Source organism: Bradyrhizobium lupini (genome assembly GCF_040939785.1).
In the GTDB taxonomy this organism is placed as follows: Bacteria; Pseudomonadota; Alphaproteobacteria; order Rhizobiales; family Xanthobacteraceae; genus Bradyrhizobium; species Bradyrhizobium canariense_D.
In genome coordinates, this window is sequence record NZ_CP162553.1 from 4462304 (window position 1) to 4480835 (window position 18532).

An 18532-nucleotide genomic window follows, 5' to 3' on the forward strand; every position below is an offset into this window, starting at 1 on the left:
GAACAGCCTAGTTGGTGCCCCTGGCCGGAATCGAACCAGCACTCCTTGCGGAACTCGATTTTGAGTCGAGCGCGTCTACCAGTTCCGCCACAGGGGCCCTCGGTCGGCCCTAGGCGGGCGTCGCGAAGCCGGCGGACTATAGCCATGGACCAAGCGGGGTCAACCCGCGCCAAAGTGATCCGGGCCGTTCTCGACAGCCGCATGAGCCGGGGTTACAGCCTTGGAAAGCGACCCATCGAAAAGAGGCTGCCGTGACAACCCAGAGTGCCGCAATACCTGCGTTCAAACCGGCGGCCACGACCCCTGCGCTGGCCGCTTCGCTCGCGGTCGCGCTGACGGCAGCCGCGACCATCGCGGGCGCCTGGTTCTTCCAGCTGGTGCTCGGGATTGTGCCCTGTCCGCTCTGCCTGGAGCAGCGCTACGCCTATTACCTCGTGATCCCGCTCGGCCTGCTCATCGCACTCGCGGCGCGGGGCGGTGCGCCGAGACCGCTGCTGCTCGCGGGCCTGGCGATCCTTGCGCTCGCGAGCATCGCCAATGCCGGGCTCGGCACCTATCATTCCGGCGTCGAATGGGGCTTTTGGAAGGGACCGACCGACTGCTCCGGTCCCGTCGTCAATCTCGGCAGCGCCACCGACCTGCTGTCGCGGCTCGACACCGTGAAGGTGGTCCGCTGCGACGAGGTGCAGTGGCGCTTCCTCGGCCTCTCGCTTGCCGGCTACAACGTGCTGATCTCGCTCTTGATGGCTGCGATCGCCGCGTGGGGATTCGTTGCGACGGTGAAGCGCTGAGGCTCAATCATCCACATCGTCCTGCGTCCGGCCGAACAGGTGCACAATGCCCGGCGTCGCGATCGTCACGAAGACGAAGCGCGAGAGGTGATGTGCGCCGACGAAGATCGGATCGATGTGCAGCGTCAGGGCCAGCGCCAGCATGGCGTCCATCGCGCCCGGTGCGTAGGCGACCACGACGTCGGAGAATTTCACCTGCGTGGTGAGCGCCACGATGCCGACGAAGATCGCGGAAACGGCGATGGCGATGGCAAACGAGCCCAGTGCCGCGTTGATGTGGCCGGCGAGCGTCTTGATCCTCATCCGCGCGAAGCGGCTGCCGATCAGGGCGCCGATGCCGACCAGCGCCACGCCGCGTACCCAGTCCGGCAGGCCGCCCTCGACCCAACCGGCGCCATGCAGCACGCTTGAGCCGATCATCGCACCGAACATCCAGCTCGCCGGAAACCTGATCAGCCGCAGGAGGAGTGCCGCGGCCAGCGAGGCCGCGACCAGCTCGACGAGGTCGAGCGGCGAGGCGATCGTCGTCGTCAGCGATGGCGCGACGGAGGGCGCGACGCCGGCGAACGCCAGCACCATCGGCAGGGCCGCGGTGAGGATGATGACGCGCATGGTCTGCACCACCGCGATGCCCGGCAGGTCGGCGCCGCGCTCGACCGCCAAAATCGTGATCTGCGACAGCGCGCCGGGGCTGCCGGCGAGGAAGGCCGAGGTGCGGTCCCAGCCGTGAATGCGCTGGAGATAATAACTGGAGCCGAAGGTCGAGCAGAAGGTCGCGAGCGCGAGCAGCCCGATGGTGAGCGGATAGGCACTGACCTGTTGAAGCAGGTGGCGAGAGACGACTGATCCTAACGAAATGCCGAGCAGCACCAGCACCGTCTGGGTCAGGATCGGCGGCAGCGTCAGCTGGCGACCGGCGATCGCGGCGATCCCGACCGCGATCATGGAGCCCGAGATCAATCCCCCCGGAAGGCCCGCGAGCAGAAACACGAGGCCCCCGGCGGTGCCAATGACGAGCGTTTCCACCGTGCTCAACATCTTGGCACGGCTCGGCCATTCGAACGGCAGGGAGGCGGTGATTTGCTTCACACCACCTTATCGCAAATCAACAAGAGGCGCACAATTGCGGCCACGTCATACCGCAATGCGCGCGCCTCTCGCCGAAGCCGCGAGCAGGGGGGAAGGATTTACTTCTTCTCCGCAGCCGGCGCGGCCATGCCGGCCTTGGCGGTCTTGATGCATTCGGAGCGGAATTTCTTGCGCTCCTTGCCGTGCAGGCCCTTGGCGTCGGCCTGCTTGGAGCATTCGAGCGACTCGGCCGAGTGCTCCTTCGGTGCCTTCTTGTCCATGGGGGCGGCGGTTGTGGTTTTGGTGTCGGTCTTTGCTGCCGGCGCGGCGGTCTGCGCGAAGGCGGTGCCGGTGGCGAGCAGGGAGGCGAGAGCGACGACGGCGAGGCGAGATGTGAGGGTCATGGTGCTGCACTCTTCTTGCGGGAATTGCGAAGGGCGCGAAAGTCGGCCGGCGTTGCTGAACGCGACATGAATAATTGGAACGTGGAGGATCACTATATTTTGGCGGCAGCAGCCATCGCTTCCTTGTCGCGGGCGGGCGGCACGCTAGGATAGCAATCCTCGGTTCACTTCCCTCGGGGGAAGATCAAGGAGGAGACCAAGGATGACCATTCAATCAAAGTTGCTATGTGCAGTTGCGCTGTCGGGCTTTGCCGCGCTGGTGGCAAGTGCGCCGGCGCAGGCGCTGACCTCGCAGGAGTGCAGCGCGAAATACCAGGCCGCCAAGAAGGACGGGTCGCTCGGCACCACGAAGTGGAATGACTTCCGCAAGGCCCAGTGCGGCGCGGACGCGACGCCAGCGGCTGCGCCGACCGCGGCCGCTCCTGCTGCGCCCGCCGCTCCCGCCGAGCCGAAGCAGGCGAAGAAGGAGGCCGCCCCGGCTGCTGCCCCGACCCTGCCGGCCGGCCCCGCGATCTATCCGAACGCGGTCGATCCGAAATACGCCAAGGAGACCCCCGGCAAGGGGCGCCTGCACACCTGCGTCGACCAGTACAACGCCAACAAGGCCACCAACGGCAATGGCGGCATGAAGTGGATCGAGAAGGGCGGCGGCTATTACAGCGAATGCAACAAGAAGCTGAAGGGCGCCGCCTGACGCTTCCAGACGACGCAGAGGCCGGAGCCAAGCTCCGGCCTCTTGCTTTAATCCAGTAGCTTCTCGGCCGATTTCGCGACGAGCTGCGATCGCTTGCGCGGGCCGCGCTCGACGAACAGCAGGCTCTGGCCGAAGATGAAGCAGTAGAACAGGAAGGCCTGCGCTTCGGCTGCCTCGGTATCGAGGCCGGTCGCGCGATAGAGCTCGGTGACGTGCTTCAGCCGCGCCGCGTCTACGTTCGCCACCGCCGCGGCGGCGCCCTCGTCCGAGCGGGCCCATTGCCGGATCGCAAGCTCGATTGCCATCCCGTCGGGATTGAGCCGCTCGGAATAGAGCTGGATCACCGCCCGCAGCCGTTCGCGGGGCTCTTGGCCATCAAGGCTCGTCTGCTGCGCGATCGCCATTGAGCGCCCCTCGCGCCAGCGCTCCAGCATGGCACCGAGCAGCGCGGCACGGTCGGCGAAGCGGCGGTAGAAGCCGCCCTTGGTGACGCCCAGGTTCTTGGCGAGCACCTCGACCCGAACCCCCTCGACTCCCGATCGGGCGAGCTCGGTGAGCCCTGCCTCGACCCAGACATCGCCTTTGCCGTCACTCATGCAGGCAGCCTCGCCGATTCTTGATACGGTGCCGTATTGCTAACGCGGGAGGAGGTTGATACGCTACCGTATCGACAATCAAAGGCAGAAAAGGCCAGGGAGAATTGCGATGGAGCAGGAGGCGACCTATCGCGGCACGGTCTATCCATGGCAGTGCGATCACGTCGGCCATATGAACATCATGTGGTATGTCGGCAAATTCGACGAGGCCAACTGGAATCTGTTCGCCCGCCTCGGGCTGACGCCGAGCTATCTGCGCGGCTCCGGCCGCGGCATGGCCGCCGTGCAGCAGAACATCACCTATAAGCGCGAGCTGCGCGCCGGTGACATCGTCGAGATCCGCAGCCATCTGCTTGAGATCCGCGACAAATCGATCCGCTTCCGGCACGACATGACCAATGCCGAGACCGGCGAGATCGCCGCGTTCTGCGAGATCACGGGCGTGCACATGGACCGGAGCCAGCGCAAATCGGTGCCGTTCACGGATGCCATCCGCGAGGTGGCCTTGAGGCACCTCGCCGAGAAGGCGGAGGCCTGAGCCATGGCTGCATATGAGCCGAAGAACCCGGGCTATCGCGCGGCTGCCATCGCCATGTTCGACGGCCAGCCGGCGATGCACACGCTCGGTATCGTGATCGTCCGCCTTGCGCCGGGCGAGGCTGAATTAGCCATGCTGCATTCGCCGGCCCTCACACAGCAGAACGGCTTTGTCCACGCCGGCATCATTACCGCAGGCCTCGACAATGCCTGTGGTGTCGCCGCCTTCACCCTGATGCCTCGCGAGGCCGATATCCTCACCGTCGAGTTCAAGACTACGCTGCTCGCGCCGGCACGGGGCGAGCGTTTCGTCTTCAAGGCAGAGGTGGTCAAGCCCGGCCGCACGCTGACCTTTTGCGAGGCCAGGGCGTTTGCCGAGCACGAGGGCAAGGTCACGTTGATCGCCGCGATGACCGGCACGCTGATGGCAATGCTGCCCCGCGTTGCCGCTTCCCAAGCGCCGGCCCCGATACCGGCATAGCGTGGCGATGACATCGGCGCCGCGACACTCTATATGACCTGTAACAACTCCCAGTCTCGGACCGTATCCACGGAAATGGGACCGAAATGGAACGAGATATGGCTGGATTCAGGAATAAGAGCCTTGTGCCGACGCGGCGCGCGGCGCTGACGCTGATTGGAGCGGGCGCCCTTGTCGCCGGTGGGATCACCGCGGCGCGGGCGGCAACCGACGAAGACGAGGTGCTGACCGAAGCCAAGGTGCTGCGCGATCCCGACGTTCCCGTGGCCGGCAATCCCGACGGGAATATCAGCATCATCGAATGGTCCGACTATAACTGCCCCTATTGCCGCAAGCTCGAGCCCGAGTTGCGTCAGGTCATCCAGGACGACGGCAAGGTCCGGCTGGTGATGAAGGACTGGCCGATTCTCGGTCCGGTTTCGGTCACGGCCGCGCGGACCGCGATGGCGGCGAAATTCCAGGACAAATACCACCAGGCCCATGACGCCATGATGGGCGTCAGCTCGCGCCTGACGGAGCCGCGCATCAACGAACTGCTCGCGGCGGCCGGCGTCGACATGGATCGGTTGAAGCGCGATCTCGCCGATCACGCCAAGGACATCGACGCCGTGCTCAAGCGCAACAACGAGCAGGCCGAAGCCTTCGGTTTCCGCGGCACGCCGTCCTTCATCGTCGGCAAATACCACGTGCCCGGCGTGCTCAGCATGAACGAGTTCGAGCAGGTCATCGCCGACGCCCGCAAGGCCAAGATGAACTGAGCCGAGCGATATTCACCGCGCAATACGAAGGCGCCGCCGCGGACCCGCGACGGCGCCTCATTCATGATACCACATCGTTACTTGGAGGAGATGCGGACCCAGTCCTTGTGCGCGCGATCGCGCAGCGCGTCCCAATCGGCTTTGGCGACATCCCAGTTTACGATGGTGCGATTGGTCGTCGCGACCTCGCCATGAGCAACCGACGACGTCTGCATGGAGTCATAGACATACACGCCGCAGGCAAGCAGCAGCGCGCCCAAAATCATTCCAAGAAACATCCGCATGGCGAAACCTCCGATGACGGGCGATAACGTCGGCCCGGATCGATTGTTCCGCGGCAGTAGGGCGCAGGGAAGGAGAGGTTGTTCATTCTCCATTCAGCCACTGCACCAGCTCCGCGTTGATCTCGCGAGGATAGGTGTGGCTGAGGTCGTCGATCTCGCGATAGGTGACGTCGGCGCCGGCGGCGGCGAGGGCCGCCTGCGTCTGCCGCGCGGTCTGCACCGGAAACATCCAGTCGAGCTTGCCGTGCGCGATGAAGATCGGCAGGCGCTGCAGACGCGCAGCGTCAGCCATTTCGACCATCAGCGGATGGAAGGTCGCCGACACCGGCGCGAGATGCGTGAAGGGCGAGGCGCCGTCGAGGCCGGTGACGTAGCAGAAGGTGCCGCCGTCGCTCATGCCGGTGAGCAGCATGCGCGAGGCGTCGATGGTCCAGCGGCTGCGCACGGTTTCGAGAATGCGCATGAGGTTGGGCGTGTCGGAATCGTCACCCATCAGCGCCCAGGTTGGGCCGGTCGCGGTCGGCGCCACCAGGATCGCACCAAGACTGCGGGCATCGCGCAGCCAGCTCCACAGGAAACCGCGGCCGTTGCCGCTGCCGCCGTGCAACGCCATCACCAGCGGCATGGCGCGATCGGGCGTATAATATTCGGGCACGTAGACCGAAAAGCCACCGCGGCTGCCGGGCTCGTTGTGATCGTGGATGATGCCGGTGTGCGCGTCCGCGCCGGCTTCGAGCCGCGACAACAGGTCGGCATTCTCGCGATTCGCGGCGTTGAGGAAGAAACTGCTGACCGGCGGAAACCGCACGGCCAGCGGATAGAGTGCCTCCTGCGCGCGCGGCACATGACGTAGTGCGCGGAAGACCGCGACGAGGTCGCCATTGCCACGTTCGACCTCGCGCAGGCCGGCAAAGGCGGCGAGCGTCTCGTCGCAGGCACGATCGAGCCGCTCGCGCAGTCCGGTGAACTCCTCCGGCCATTCTCGGATTGCCGCGCGCGCCGCTTGCAACGCCTCGTCGGGAGCGCCAATCGCATTCATCACGGAGCCGAAGGCCGGCGGGTGCAGGTTGCGCTGAAAAAAGGCGAGCGCCTCCAGCGCATTGAGCAGCGGCGGCAGCACGGCCACGATATCGTCAACGACGGCCTCGCTCATCGTCGCTTCCTTGCGTCAGTTCTGATCGTCAGTGCAGCTTCGGCGCCTTCAAGAGCTTGTAGCGATCGGTCGAGGTCACCGTGACGTCGAAGGTGACGCCTTCATGATGTACCGTCAGCGGCACGTCGACGCCGGCAGCGCCGAGGCCCCACAGCTTCTTGTAGAAGCCGGTTTGGCTCGTGACCTTCTCGCCGTCGACCGCGAGGATGACGTCGCCGGTCTTGAGCTCGGCACGGGCGGCGGGACCATTGGCGGAGATCCCGATCACAACCACGCGGTTGTCGATCTCGGTCGAAAACAGTCCGAGCCACGGCCGTGCCGGCTTGTTGACGCGGCCGAATTTGCGCAGATCGTCCAGGATCGGTTTCAACAGGTCGATCGGCACGATCATGTTGACGTGCTCGGCCTTGGCCTCGCGCTCGCGTTCGAGCTGCAGCGAGCCGATGCCGATCAGCTCGCCGCGCTCGTTGAGGAGCGCCGTGCCGCCCCAATTCGGGTGCGCGGGATGGGTGAAGATGGCCTCGTCCAGCAGATATTCCCAGTAGCCGGCGAATTCCTGCTTGGCCACGATCTGGCTCGCGACCGAGCGCGTGCGTCCGCCAGCGCCGCCGACCACGACGCGGTCGCCGAGCCGGGTCTCGGCCGAGATCCCGAGCGGCAAGGGGGCGACATCGAGCTGGCCGAGCGCCTGCACCAGGCCAAAGCCGGTGACGGCATCGAAGCCGAGCACATGTCCTTCCACCACGCGCCCGTCTCCGACATGCAGCCACACGGACTCTGCTTCGGTGATGAGGTAGCCGATGGTGAGCACCAGCCCGTCGTCGATCACGACGCCGTTGCCGGCGCGTTCAGTCCCCAGTGTCTCGGCGCTGAAGGCGTCCGGCGGGATGATGGCATGCAGGCCGACGACGGAGGCGAGCGCGCGGTCGAGATCGAAACCGTAATCGCTCGCACGCGGCTGATTGGCCGGTGGCACTCTCCATTCGGTCAGGGCGGGCATGGAGTTCTCCTGGCTGAGAGCATCGCTCCGCCGATTAGCGGAACGACGCGCGAAGCATGGATAATTTAGGCCGGAGGAGGCCGTCTTGAAAGCCTCGTTCCCCAACTATTCCCGAGGCACCGGATGAAATCTTTGAAAGGCGCGGGAAGGCTTGATGCACGGCGGGTCAAGCGGGCCTCCGGCATTGGCCGCATGGCTGCTGTCCGGCGAGGTGCTAGGCGCGGTACAATGAAGCTGCTAACCATTGCCGCTTCGTTTGACCGAGGGATCACGGGGCCGAAGCATGGACAACCGCAGCGATATCTGGCGTGGCATCGACACGATCAAGGCACGTTTCATCGACCTCAGCGACAAGGTCTGGGGCATGCCCGAAGTCTGCTACACCGAGGCGCGATCCGCCGCCGAGCATCTCGCCGAGTTGCGTCATCAGGGTTTCCGCATCACCGAGCAGGTCGCGGGCATTCCGACCGCGGTGATGGGCGAATGGGGCGAGGGCGGACCGGTCATTGCCTTCATGGGAGAATATGACGCGCTCCCGGGCCTGAGCCAGGAGGCCGGCGTCGCGGAGCATCGTCCGGTCGAGACTGGCGGCCACGGCCATGGCTGCGGTCACAATCTGCTGGGTTCCGCAGCTCTCCTCGCCGCGACGGCGGTGAAGGACTGGCTTGCCGAGAACAAGGTGCCGGGCCGCGTGCGCTATTACGGCTGCCCCGCGGAGGAGGGCGGCGCGGCAAAAGCCTTCATGGTGCGCTCCGGTGCATTCGAAGACGCCGACATCGCCATCACCTGGCATCCGCACAGCTTCTGGGAAGTCGCGGTGACGCCGTCACTCGCCAACACCCGCGCCGATTTCATCTTCACGGGCCGGACCTCGCATGCGGCGGCCTCGCCGCATCTCGGCCGCTCCGCGCTCGACGCCGTGGAGCTGATGAATGTCGGCGTGAACTATATGCGCGAGCACATGCCGAGCGACGCGCGCGTGCACTACGCGCTGCTCGACACCGGCGGCATCGCCCCGAACGTGGTGCAGGCGCATGCGCGCGTGCGCTATTCGATCCGCGCCCGTGATCTGCCTGGCATGAACGAGCTGGTCGGACGCGTGAGCAAGATCGCGGACGGCGCGGCGCTGATGACCGAGACCAAGGTCGAGATGAAGATCATCTCCGCGGTCTCCAACATCCTGCCGAACACGCCGCTGGAGCAGGCGCTGCATCGGGTCATGGAAGAGCTCGGACCGCCGCATTTCGACGACGCAGACAAGGGCTTTGCCACGGAGATCCGCGCAACGCTGAGCGACAAGGACATCGAGTCGGTCTATTACGCGATCGGCATGGAGCCGACCGACCGGCCGCTGGCTGACTTCCTGGTGCCACTGGATGCCAAGCGCAATCCGCTGGTCGGCTCGACCGACGTCGGCGACGTGAGCTGGGTGGTGCCGACCGTGCAGGTCCACGCACCCACGGTTGCAATCGGTACGCCCTTCCACACCTGGCAGGTGGTCGCGCAGGGCAAGAGCGCGCATGCGCACAAGGCCATGGTGCAGGCCGCCAAGGCGATGGCCGGCATCGGTATCAAGGCGCTGACGGACCCGGAGCTGATCAAGGCTGCCAAGGCTGACCTCCAGAAGCGGACAGCCAAGACGCCTTACGTCTGTCCGCTGCCAGACCACGTCGCGCCGCCGCTCGACATGTCCGTGGCGTAGAATTTCGCCTCGATACTTCGTCTGATGCGGCGATCAAATTTTCTGCAGTGCAGCGCGGAATTCAGCGTGTTTTGATGCTGGATTGCCGATCGGATGGGCTGCGGAATATGGTTTTGCCCAACAGACAGTCAGAAGACCGTTTGCATACACACGGTCGCAGTTGACGCGCACCCCATTCGGTGTGCCATCTACCGCCAGCCAAGCCCGGTGGTCGCCTCGCGCGACCGCCTGCATCCATACGGGAACCAGACGGGGACAACCATGCTGGATAAACAACTGCGTTCGATGATCGGTGACGTGAAGGACGGGCGGATGGATCGCCGCGGCTTCATTCAGCGTCTTGCCGCCGTGGGTCTCACCGCGCCTTTGGCCAACCAGATTCTCGCGCTTGGCGGCGTCGCCATGGCCGAGGGCGCCTCGACCTACAAGCCGACCAAGCGCGGCGGCGGTGGCGCGCTCAAGCTGCTGTGGTGGCAGGGGCCGACCCTGCTCAATCCGCATTTCGCCACCGGCACCAAGGACCAGGACGGCGCGCGTCTGTTCTACGAGCCGCTCGCCTGTTGGGATCCCGACGGCAACATGAAGCTGGTCCTGGCCGCCGAAATTCCCTCGATCCAGAACGGTGGCCTCGCCGCCGACGGCAAGTCGGTGACCTGGAAACTCAAGCCCGGCGTCAAATGGCATGACGGCACGCCGTTCACGGCCGACGACGTCGTCTTCAACTGGGAATATGCCAAGGATCCGGCGACCTCCGCACTGACCATCGCGACGCTCCGCGACATCACCGTCGAGAAGGTGGACGACCTCACGGTCCGCATCCTGTTCAACAAGCCGACGCCGTTCTGGGCCGACGCTTTTGTCGGGGCTCCCAATACCATCATCCCGAAACATCTGTTCAAGGACTATATGGGGTCCAAGTCGCGGGAGGCGCCGACCAACCTCTCGCCGGTCGGTACCGGCCCCTACAAGTTCGTCGAGTTCAAGCCGGGCGATCTTGTCCGCGGCGTGATCAATCCCGATTATCACATGGCCAACCGCCCCTATTTCGATTCGATCGAGATGAAGGGCGGCGGCGACGCCGTCTCTGCCGCGCGCGCGGTGATCCAGACTGGCGAATATGATTTCGGCTGGAACATTCAGGTCGAGGACGACGTGCTGCTGCGCCTGGAGAAGGGCGGCAAGGGAAAAACCGTCTACGCCGTCGGCGGCGACACCGAATTCATCGCGCTGAACTTCACCGATCCCAACACCGAGGTCGATGGCGAACGCTCCTCGATAAAGACCAAGCACCCGCTGTTTTCTGATCCAGCGGTGCGCAAGGCGCTCTCGCTGCTGATCGATCGCGAATCGGTCAAGAAGGCCATCTACGGCCGCGCCGGCCGCACCACCGCCAACTTCCTCAACGGGCCCGAAAAATTCGTGTCCAAGAACACCTCGTGGGAGTTCAACGTGGAGAAGGCCTCGAAGATCCTCGACGACGCCGGCTGGAAGCCGGGCGCCGACGGCATCCGCGAGAAGGACGGCAAGAAGCTGAAGCTCCTCTACCAGACCGCGATCAACGGGCCGCGCCAGAAGACGCAGGCCATCGTCAAGCAGGCCTGCCAGAAGGCGGGTATCGACGTCGAGCTGAAATCGGTCGTCGCCTCCGTGTTCTTCTCCTCCGACGTCGGCAATCCCGACACCTATTCCAAGTTCTACGCCGACATGGAGATGTTCCAGATCCCGCTGAGCCAGCCCGATCCGTCGCAGCACATGCGTCGTTACCTTTCGAACCTCGTCGCCACCAAAGAGAACAAGTGGCAGGGCACCAACTTCCCGCGCTGGGTCAACAAGGAGTACGACGCGACCATCCTGGCCGCCGACGGCGAAATGGATCCGGTCAAGCGCGCGGCGCTCTACATCAAGGCCAATGACCTCATGTACCAGGACATCGTTTTCATCCCGGTGCAGCACCGCCTGAAGGTCGAGGCGGCGGCCAACAATCTGCGCCCGGTCGTTTCCGGCTGGGCCAACGAGACCGACAATTTGTTCGACTGGTATCGCGAAGAATGATCACGCACGCCTAGAGCGGTCCTTCTTCATGAGCCAGTATGTCCTGCGTCGCCTCTTGATCGCGATTCCGAGCCTGCTCGGAATTTCGCTCGTGCTGTTCGTCGTGCTCGCACTCGCCCCGGGCGATCCCTTCTCCGAGCTGGCGACCAATCCGAACGTACCGCCCGAAGTCGCTCTCGCGCTTCGGGCGAAGTTCGGCCTCGACGATCCGATCTACCTTCGTTACCTGCACTGGCTCAACGCCATGTTGCACGGCGACTGGGGTTTCTCCTTCGTCAGCCGGATGAACGTGGACACGCTCATTCTCCAGCGACTGCCAACGACGCTGTACGTGATCGGCTCGGCGCAGATCCTTGCGCTCCTGATCGCGATCCCGGTCGGCGTCTACGCCGCGACGAAACCTTATTCGCTGTTCGACCAGGTCGCCAACACGCTCGCCTTTGTCGGCTTCTCGCTGCCGACCTTCTTCACCGGCATCCTGTTCATCCTGATCTTCTCGGTCACGCTGGACTGGCTGCCTTTCGTCTACACGACCGACATCAAGGGCACGGGAATTCACTGGGTGCTGGAGATGATCCGTCAGGCCATCATGCCGGTGGCGGTGCTCGGCCTGTTCCAGGCTGCGTCGATGACGCGTTTCGTGCGCTCGGCGATGCTCGACGTGATCCGGCTCGACTACGTCACCACCGCGCGCGCCAAGGGCATCGGCCAGAGGCGGGTGATCATCAAGCATGTGATGCGCAACGCGATGATCCCGGTCGTCACGTTGATTGCGTTGCAAATCCCGGCGGTGTTCGGCGGCGCCATCGTCACCGAGCAGATCTTCCGCATCCCCGGCATCGGCTCGCTGCTGATCTCCTCCATCCTTTCCAACGACACGCCGGTGGTGATGGCCGTCACCTTCGTCTTTGCGTGCCTGGTCGTGCTGTTCAATCTCATCGCGGACGTTCTTTATGGCTGGCTTGACCCTCGCATCTCCCTCCGCTGAGCGGCGCGTCTACTCGCCCTGGCGCGAGACGTGGCGGCGCTATAGCCGCCACAAGCTTGCCGTGGTCAGCGCGTTCCTGCTCCTCGTTCTGATCCTGGCGGTGGTGGTCGGCCCCTTTATCTGGCGGGTCAAGATCGACGACATCGACATCGTGGCGGGCATGCAGGGGCCGTCGCTAGCCCATCCCTTTGGCACCGACGATCTCGGGCAGGATATCCTCGCCCGCATGATCTATGGCGGGCGCATCTCGCTCGCGGTCGGTCTCGCCGCGATGCTGGTCTCGGTCTTTGTCGGTGTGCTGATCGGCGCGCTCGCCGGCATGTCGCGCGGCGCGCTCGGCCATGGGCTGATGTGGCTCACCGATCTCTTTTTGTCGCTGCCGCAATTGCCCCTGCTGCTGCTGCTGATCTATCTCTTCCGCGACGGGCTGAAGGCCGCTTTCGGCCCCGAGGGCGGCATTTTCATCCTGATCGTGCTCGTGATCGGTGGCTTGCGCTGGATGCCGGTCGCCCGCCTGGTTCGCGCCCAGTTCCTGTCGATCCGCGAGAAGGAATTCGTCGAAGCCGCGCGCGCTCTCGGAGCCAGCCCGGTACGGCAGGTGGTGCGCCATATCCTGCCCAATGCGCTCGGTCCGGTGATCATCGCCGGCACCATCGACGTGGCCGCAGCCATCATCGCGGAATCGACGCTGTCCTTCCTCGGCCTCGGCTTCCCGCCGGATACGCCGACCTGGGGCCGGCTGCTTTATGACGCGAAAGACTTTCTCGACATCGGCCCGCACTGGGCGCTATTCCCGGGCGGCGCGATCTTCATCGCAGTGGTCGCCATCAATTTTATCGGCGACGGCCTGCGTGACGCGCTCGATGCGCGGCGGGTGATCTGATGGCGCCGCTGCTCGAGATCAAGGGACTGAAAACCCACTTCTCCACCGACGACGGCATCCTCCAGGCGGTCGACGGTGTCGACATCTCCATCAACCGCGGCGAGACGCTCTGCGTCGTCGGCGAATCCGGTTGCGGCAAGACCGTCACCGCGATGTCGATCCTGAAGCTGATCGCGATGCCGCCGGGCCGCATCGCGGCAGGCGAGATCATCTTCGAGGGCCGCGATCTCGTGCCGCTGACGAGCAGTCAGCTCGACGAGATCCGCGCCAAGGAGATCGGCTTCATCTTCCAGGAGCCGATGACCTCGCTCAATCCGGTGCTGACCATCGGCGAGCAGATCGCCGAAAGCCTGCGCCGCCATGAGAATGTCACCAGGAAACAGGCGCTCGATCGCACCATCGAGATGCTCAAGCTGGTGCAGATTCCCAACGCCGAAGGCCGCGTGCACAACTATCCGCATCAGTTCTCCGGCGGCATGCGCCAGCGTGTGATGATCGCGATGGCTCTCGCCTGCAAGCCGAAACTGATCATCGCCGATGAGCCCACCACGGCCCTCGACGTCACTATTCAGGCGCAGATCCTCGACCTGCTCCAGGACATGAAGGAACGCTTCGGCATGGCGGTGATGCTGATCACCCATGCCATGGGCGTCGTCGCCGAGACCGCGCAACGCGTCGTCGTGATGTATGCCGGCAAGGTGGTGGAGGAGGCGCCCGTCGACGACCTCTTTGGCAATCCCGGCCATCCCTATACCCAGGGACTGATCCGCTCGATCCCGCGCATCGATCTCGCCAGCGAGCACAAGGTGCGGCTGGAGGCGATCGGCGGCTCGGTGCCGATCCTGATCAATCCGCCGGTCGGCTGCCGCTTCGCTCCGCGCTGCCGCCACGCCATGAGCGTCTGCACCGAGAGGGAGCCGCTGCTGCGCGAGATCGCGCCCGGCCACCGTATGGCCTGTCATCTGGGAGATACGCAGTTGGGAGGCGCAGCATGACCGAGCCCCTGCTCCGCGTCAGCGGCCTGAAGAAATATTTTCCCGTGCATGGCGGCCTGTTGTCGCGCCAGGTCGGCAGCGTTTATGCCGTCGATGGGGTCTCGTTCTCGGTCAACCGCGGCGAGACGCTCGGCCTCGTCGGCGAATCCGGCTGCGGAAAGTCGACGACGGGACGCTGCGTGCTGCGCCTGATCGAACCGACCGACGGCGAGGTCGTGTTCGACGGTCAGGATGTCCGCCAGCTCGGCGGCAACGATTTGCGCGCGATGCGGCGGAACATGCAGCTTGTGTTCCAGGACCCGTTCGCCTCCCTCAATCCGCGCATGACGGTCGGCGCCATCCTCGGCGAAGCCCTCGTCATCCATAAGCTCGGCTCATCCGCCAAGGAGCGTGAGGATCGCGTCGCGAGCCTGCTGGTGAAGGTCGGGCTCAAGGCCGAGCACATGCGCCGCTATCCGCATGAATTCTCCGGCGGTCAGCGCCAGCGCATCGTGATCGCGCGTGCGCTCGCGGTCGAGCCGAAACTGATCGTCTGCGACGAACCGGTGTCTGCGCTCGACGTCTCGATCCAGGCGCAGGTCATCAACTTGCTGGAAGATCTCCAGGCGGAGCTGAACCTCACCTATCTCTTCGTTGCGCACGATTTGTCGGTGGTCGAGCACATCTCCGACCGAGTCGCGGTGATGTATCTTGGCCGTATCGTCGAGCTCGCCAAGGCCAGCGACCTCTACCGCAATCCGCAGCATCCCTACACGAGGGCGCTGTTATCGGCGGTGCCGGTGCCCGATCCCAAGCTCAAGCGCGAGCGTATCCGCCTCAAGGGCGACGTTCCGAGCCCGATGAAGCCGCCGTCGGGCTGCCACTTCCACACCCGCTGTCCTATCGCCCAGCCGCGTTGCGCGGAAAGCGCACCGAAGCTGAAGGAGGGAGCAGGCGGGCACTTTGTGGCGTGCCATCTCGCCTGACGCCGGGAAAAGCGGATCGCGCATTCATGCGTGAAGCAGGCCGTGCTCCGACAGGGCCCGCCTGAAAGCCTCAACCGAGGTGTGGTGATGCGCGAACAGGCCCGCCTCTCGCGCACCGGCGACATTGGCCATGAGATCGTCGACGAACAGGACGTTCTCCGGTTTGACGTCGAGCTCCGACAGACAGAGGCGGAAGCAGCGCGGGTCCGGCTTCGCCGTCTTGAACCGGGCCGAGGCGTAGATTCGCGAGCCGAACAGCGGTGGCAATTCCGGCAGCAGCGCTGCGATATGGTCGGCGACCAGCGTCGTGTTGTTGGTCAGGACGGCAATGTCGACGGTTTGACGCAAGCTGCCGACAATCTCCAGCATGGCACGATCGGCCTGCATTGAACGGCGTCGCGCCTCGATCCACTCGTCCAGTGACACGGATAGCCGATGCGGTCGCCGAAACCCCGCAAATAGTCCGCGGCATCGAGTGTGCCGGAATCGCCGAGCAGCTCGAAGCCGCTGTCCCAGATCGCCTTGTGGACGGATTCGCTCGTGGTCCCCGCAACCTTCGCCAGCCATGCGACACGCTTTGCCCTGTCGTAGTCGCAGAGGACATTGTCCATGTCGAAGACGACGAGTTTGATTTGACCGGTCACCGCAGCACTCTCGGATTGGCCGAACATCCGGCCGTGATCCAAGCCATACCCGCTGGAGCGCAGGCAACAAATCGGGCCAACGGTCGATCCGTCACGCGCTCCTGGCGGGCCAGGGAACGACCTGTCCCGACATCACCAGCCGGTCACGGCCGTTGTCCTTGGCGGCGTAGAGCGCGCGGTCGGCGGCGCCGACTAGCGTGCTGCAGTCCGCCGTGGTTTGGGACGGCAGACTCGTCGCGCCGCCAACGCTTGCGGTCACCAGGCGCGAGGGGGGACTTTGCGCATGCGGCATGGCGAGATCGTGCAGAGCCTTGCGAATCCCTTCGCCGACCTCGGCGCAGCCCTCGGGACCGGTGTTCGGCAACAGCACGGCGAATTCTTCGCCACCGTAGCGCGCCGCGACGTCGGCCTGGCGCTTGGTGTGGGTTGATAGGATCCGGCCCAGCGCGCGCAGGCATCCGTCGCCCGCCAGATGCCCGTATTGGTCGTTGAACTTCTTGAAATGATCGACATCGATCAGCAGGAGCGAGAGCTGCGTGCCATCGCGCCGGGCCCGGGCCCATTCCTCGGCGAGGCGCTCGTCGAACGCGCGCCGGTTGACGAGTCCGGTGAGGCCGTCGGTCGTTGCAAGCGAGGCGAGCTTGTCCTGAAGACCCTTCTGCTCGGTGATGTCGCGCACCACCGCGACGACGCCGTCGATCTCACCGCTGTCCGACGCCAGGGTCACGTGCAACGCCGCCTCCGCCCAAATCTCGCCCTTGTCGCGATGACGGTGGCGATAGACGAACCGCGTCTCCTCGGCCTCGCCATTCTTAAGCGCGGCGATAGCCTGCTCGACCCGCTCCATGTCGTCGGCGTGAATGCCGGCCAGGGCCGAGGTGGATAGCAGCTCGTCGGAGGACCAGCCCGTGATGCGTACGCACGAGGGGGAAACGTAGAGCAGCCGGTTGTCCAGCCCGATCCGGGTCACCATGTCGCTGGATTGCTCGGCCAACAGGCGGAAGTTTGCTTCGTTGACGACGAGGGCCTGGGCCGTGCGCTGCCGCTGTACGAGCTGACGGACCAGGTAGAAGCCGATCACCGCGATCAGCAGCACGAGGCCGAGGACGAAGGTGGTGCGCGCAGCCGCGGCTTGCCGCCACGGCGCCAGCACGTCGTCCCGCGACTTGCTCGCCAGCACCATTAGGGGATAGCGGCTGCTGCGTTGGTAATAGCTCAGCCGCTGGACGCCATCGAGCGGCGACTTGAAATAGTAGACTGCTGCGGCGGGGCGACTTTCCCATCCCTTGAACAAGGGCGCATTGGACAGGTCGCGTCCGACAAAGGCGCCACTGTCGTCGCGGCTGCGCGCCAGCATGATGCCGCTATCGTTGAGCAGCGATGCCGAGCCGTTCGTACCGATGTCGAACCGCTCGTAGAACTTGACGAAATAGCCGACGTCGATCGTGAGCAGGGCAACGCCGGCGAAGCCGCCGTCGGCATCGTTGATCCGGCGGGACGCGGTGACGACCCATTGGCCCCCGGCTCGACTCTTCACGGGCGGTCCGATCAGCGTGCCCATCTCCGGCGAGTCCCGATGACGCTGGAAATATTCGCGGTCGCTGTTGTTGAGCTTGGAGAAGTCGAGCCGCTCGGTCGTGGCAAGCCACTGCCCGCTCGCGTCATAAACGAAGATGCCGCGGATCCGGTCCGATGATTTTCGTGTCGGCAGATAGGCCTGAAGCTTGGTGATCGTGTCCGGACCCGTCCCGTCGATTTCGAGCCGGTGGACCAGGCCTACGAGGATTGTATCAACGAGTTCGAAGGTGTCGTCCGCGTGCTGGATCAGCGAATGCGCAAGATTGGCGACGTCGATCTCGGCGTTCTTGAGATCGGCATTGCGTGTTTCCCATTCACGCCAGGCGCTCAAGCCGAGGATGGCGAAGCAGGTCAGGATGACGAAACCCGCTGCCCAGAGCGGAAGGCGCGTCTTTCCGAGTTCGCGGCCCGTGGTCATCAGGCTTGCTCCATTTCGGCGCAAACCTCTCACTTTGGCCTTAACGGGCTGTTGCAACTTCCGTGCGGATTGTGCGCTTCCGGTCGGAACAATCCTCGACAATTGACGGGCTATCGTCGAGCTAACCAGGCTGACCCCGCGCGCCGGGCCTTTCTGCCTCACTCATCCAGCGTGAAGCCGACCCGCAGCGTCACCTGGTAGTGGCGCACGGCACCGTTCTCGATATGGCCGCGCGTTTGCACCACCTCGAACCATTTCATCTCGCGAACGGTCTTTGCGGCCCGGCTGACCGCGTTCTTGATCGCATCCTCGATCGACGTCTCGGACGATCCGACCAGTTCCAGGATCTTGTAGACGTGATCCGTCTCGCTTGTGGCCATGACTATTCTCCCCTCGTGCTGTGGCGGGACCGGATATGTCTGTCGCGGACAACTGGCGCCCGCGCGACATCCGGCCTCGACTCTGAACGGATGCCGGCGCCCCGAGTTCCGTCCCGGCAGGAGCCTGCCGCTCGCCTTCCGAGCGCTGCCTAGGCGTCCCA

19 protein-coding genes, 1 tRNA gene and 1 pseudogene are annotated in these 18532 nt (G+C 64.7%); 11 read left to right on the top strand and 10 right to left on the bottom strand.

The features are described 5' to 3' along the window. Positions 1-12: 12 nt before the first annotated feature. A tRNA-Leu gene (locus AB3L03_RS21080) sits at positions 13-97 on the bottom strand. 154 nt (positions 98-251) lie between these two features. Between AB3L03_RS21080 and AB3L03_RS21085 the strand changes: the two genes are divergently transcribed. Further along, positions 252-791: a disulfide bond formation protein B gene (locus tag AB3L03_RS21085; protein ID WP_018453208.1), complete on the top strand. Its 540-nt coding sequence runs from the start codon at positions 252-254 to the stop codon at positions 789-791. A 3-nt stretch (positions 792-794) separates the two neighbouring features. On the opposite strand, the gene AB3L03_RS21090 is transcribed toward AB3L03_RS21085, so the two are convergent. Together AB3L03_RS21090 and AB3L03_RS21095 are read right to left on the bottom strand one after the other, a co-directional pair. Next, positions 795-1880 carry an AbrB family transcriptional regulator gene (locus tag AB3L03_RS21090; RefSeq protein WP_085350767.1) on the bottom strand — a complete coding sequence of 362 codons (1086 nt, stop codon included), beginning with the start codon at positions 1878-1880 and terminating at the stop codon, positions 795-797. A 98-nt stretch (positions 1881-1978) separates the two neighbouring features. Next, positions 1979-2263 carry a PsiF family protein gene (locus AB3L03_RS21095; protein WP_018453210.1) on the bottom strand — a complete coding sequence of 95 codons (285 nt, stop codon included), beginning with the start codon at positions 2261-2263 and terminating at the stop codon, positions 1979-1981. A gap of 202 nt (positions 2264-2465) precedes the next feature. On the opposite strand from AB3L03_RS21095, the gene AB3L03_RS21100 reads away from it, so the two are divergent. After that, entirely contained in the window at positions 2466-2957 is a 492-nt protein-coding gene (locus tag AB3L03_RS21100) for a hypothetical protein (RefSeq protein ID WP_085361101.1), read from the top strand. 47 nt (positions 2958-3004) lie between these two features. Here the strand turns inward: AB3L03_RS21100 and AB3L03_RS21105 are convergent, their stop codons facing one another. Further along, positions 3005-3553: a TetR/AcrR family transcriptional regulator gene (locus AB3L03_RS21105; protein WP_085350765.1), complete on the bottom strand. Its 549-nt coding sequence runs from the start codon at positions 3551-3553 to the stop codon at positions 3005-3007. Positions 3554-3662: 109 nt separating this feature from the next. On the opposite strand from AB3L03_RS21105, the gene AB3L03_RS21110 reads away from it, so the two are divergent. The 3 genes from AB3L03_RS21110 (at position 3663) to AB3L03_RS21120 (ending at position 5329) form a co-directional block, all read left to right on the top strand. Further along, positions 3663-4091, top strand: a complete 429-nt coding sequence (locus AB3L03_RS21110; RefSeq protein WP_018453213.1) for a thioesterase family protein — start codon at positions 3663-3665, stop codon at positions 4089-4091. Between the two features lie 3 nt (positions 4092-4094). Next, positions 4095-4571 (top strand): PaaI family thioesterase, encoded by a 477-nt coding sequence (locus AB3L03_RS21115; protein WP_204512485.1) that lies wholly within the window; start codon positions 4095-4097, stop codon positions 4569-4571. 98 nt (positions 4572-4669) lie between these two features. Next, on the top strand, positions 4670-5329 hold the full coding sequence (locus AB3L03_RS21120) for a DsbA family protein (RefSeq protein WP_368506985.1): 660 nt from the start codon (positions 4670-4672) through the stop codon (positions 5327-5329). 77 nt (positions 5330-5406) lie between these two features. Here the strand turns inward: AB3L03_RS21120 and AB3L03_RS21125 are convergent, their stop codons facing one another. The 3 genes from AB3L03_RS21125 to AB3L03_RS21135 form a co-directional block, all read right to left on the bottom strand. Further along, positions 5407-5613 carry a hypothetical protein gene (locus AB3L03_RS21125; RefSeq protein WP_018453216.1) on the bottom strand — a complete coding sequence of 69 codons (207 nt, stop codon included), beginning with the start codon at positions 5611-5613 and terminating at the stop codon, positions 5407-5409. 82 nt (positions 5614-5695) lie between these two features. Beyond that, positions 5696-6766 (bottom strand): phospholipase, encoded by a 1071-nt coding sequence (locus AB3L03_RS21130; RefSeq protein WP_085350762.1) that lies wholly within the window; start codon positions 6764-6766, stop codon positions 5696-5698. Between the two features lie 28 nt (positions 6767-6794). After that, entirely contained in the window at positions 6795-7766 is a 972-nt protein-coding gene (locus AB3L03_RS21135; RefSeq protein ID WP_018453218.1) for a S1C family serine protease, read from the bottom strand. A 283-nt stretch (positions 7767-8049) separates the two neighbouring features. On the opposite strand from AB3L03_RS21135, the gene AB3L03_RS21140 reads away from it, so the two are divergent. The 6 genes from AB3L03_RS21140 to AB3L03_RS21165 all read left to right on the top strand — a co-directional run bounded on the left by AB3L03_RS21140 (position 8050) and on the right by AB3L03_RS21165 (position 15351). Further along, positions 8050-9468 (top strand): M20 family metallopeptidase, encoded by a 1419-nt coding sequence (locus tag AB3L03_RS21140; RefSeq protein ID WP_085350760.1) that lies wholly within the window; start codon positions 8050-8052, stop codon positions 9466-9468. A gap of 261 nt (positions 9469-9729) precedes the next feature. Further along, positions 9730-11520, top strand: coding sequence for a peptide ABC transporter substrate-binding protein (locus tag AB3L03_RS21145; RefSeq protein ID WP_368506986.1), 1791 nt, complete (start codon positions 9730-9732; stop codon positions 11518-11520). A gap of 28 nt (positions 11521-11548) precedes the next feature. Continuing rightward, positions 11549-12508: an ABC transporter permease gene (locus AB3L03_RS21150; protein WP_007597394.1), complete on the top strand. Its 960-nt coding sequence runs from the start codon at positions 11549-11551 to the stop codon at positions 12506-12508. Then, a complete protein-coding gene (locus AB3L03_RS21155) occupies positions 12474-13391 on the top strand; it encodes an ABC transporter permease (protein WP_007597392.1) in 918 nt (305 codons plus the stop codon). The genes AB3L03_RS21150 and AB3L03_RS21155 overlap by 35 nt, the downstream gene beginning before the upstream one ends. Further along, a complete protein-coding gene (locus AB3L03_RS21160) occupies positions 13391-14386 on the top strand; it encodes an ABC transporter ATP-binding protein (RefSeq protein WP_085350758.1) in 996 nt (331 codons plus the stop codon). Before AB3L03_RS21155 ends, AB3L03_RS21160 begins: the two co-directional genes overlap by 1 nt. Then, positions 14383-15351, top strand: a complete 969-nt coding sequence (locus AB3L03_RS21165; protein WP_368506987.1) for an ABC transporter ATP-binding protein — start codon at positions 14383-14385, stop codon at positions 15349-15351. The genes AB3L03_RS21160 and AB3L03_RS21165 overlap by 4 nt, the downstream gene beginning before the upstream one ends. A gap of 24 nt (positions 15352-15375) precedes the next feature. On the opposite strand, the pseudogene AB3L03_RS21170 reads toward AB3L03_RS21165, so the two are convergent. From AB3L03_RS21170 to AB3L03_RS21180, 3 genes and pseudogenes are all read right to left on the bottom strand, one after another. Further along, positions 15376-16022, bottom strand: a pseudogene (locus AB3L03_RS21170) (HAD family hydrolase). Between the two features lie 64 nt (positions 16023-16086). After that, positions 16087-17991, bottom strand: coding sequence for a diguanylate cyclase (locus AB3L03_RS21175; protein WP_368506988.1), 1905 nt, complete (start codon positions 17989-17991; stop codon positions 16087-16089). Between the two features lie 158 nt (positions 17992-18149). Continuing rightward, complete coding sequence (locus AB3L03_RS21180) at positions 18150-18371, bottom strand: dodecin (RefSeq protein WP_018453224.1); 222 nt, start codon at positions 18369-18371, stop codon at positions 18150-18152. Positions 18372-18532: the final 161 nt, after the last annotated feature.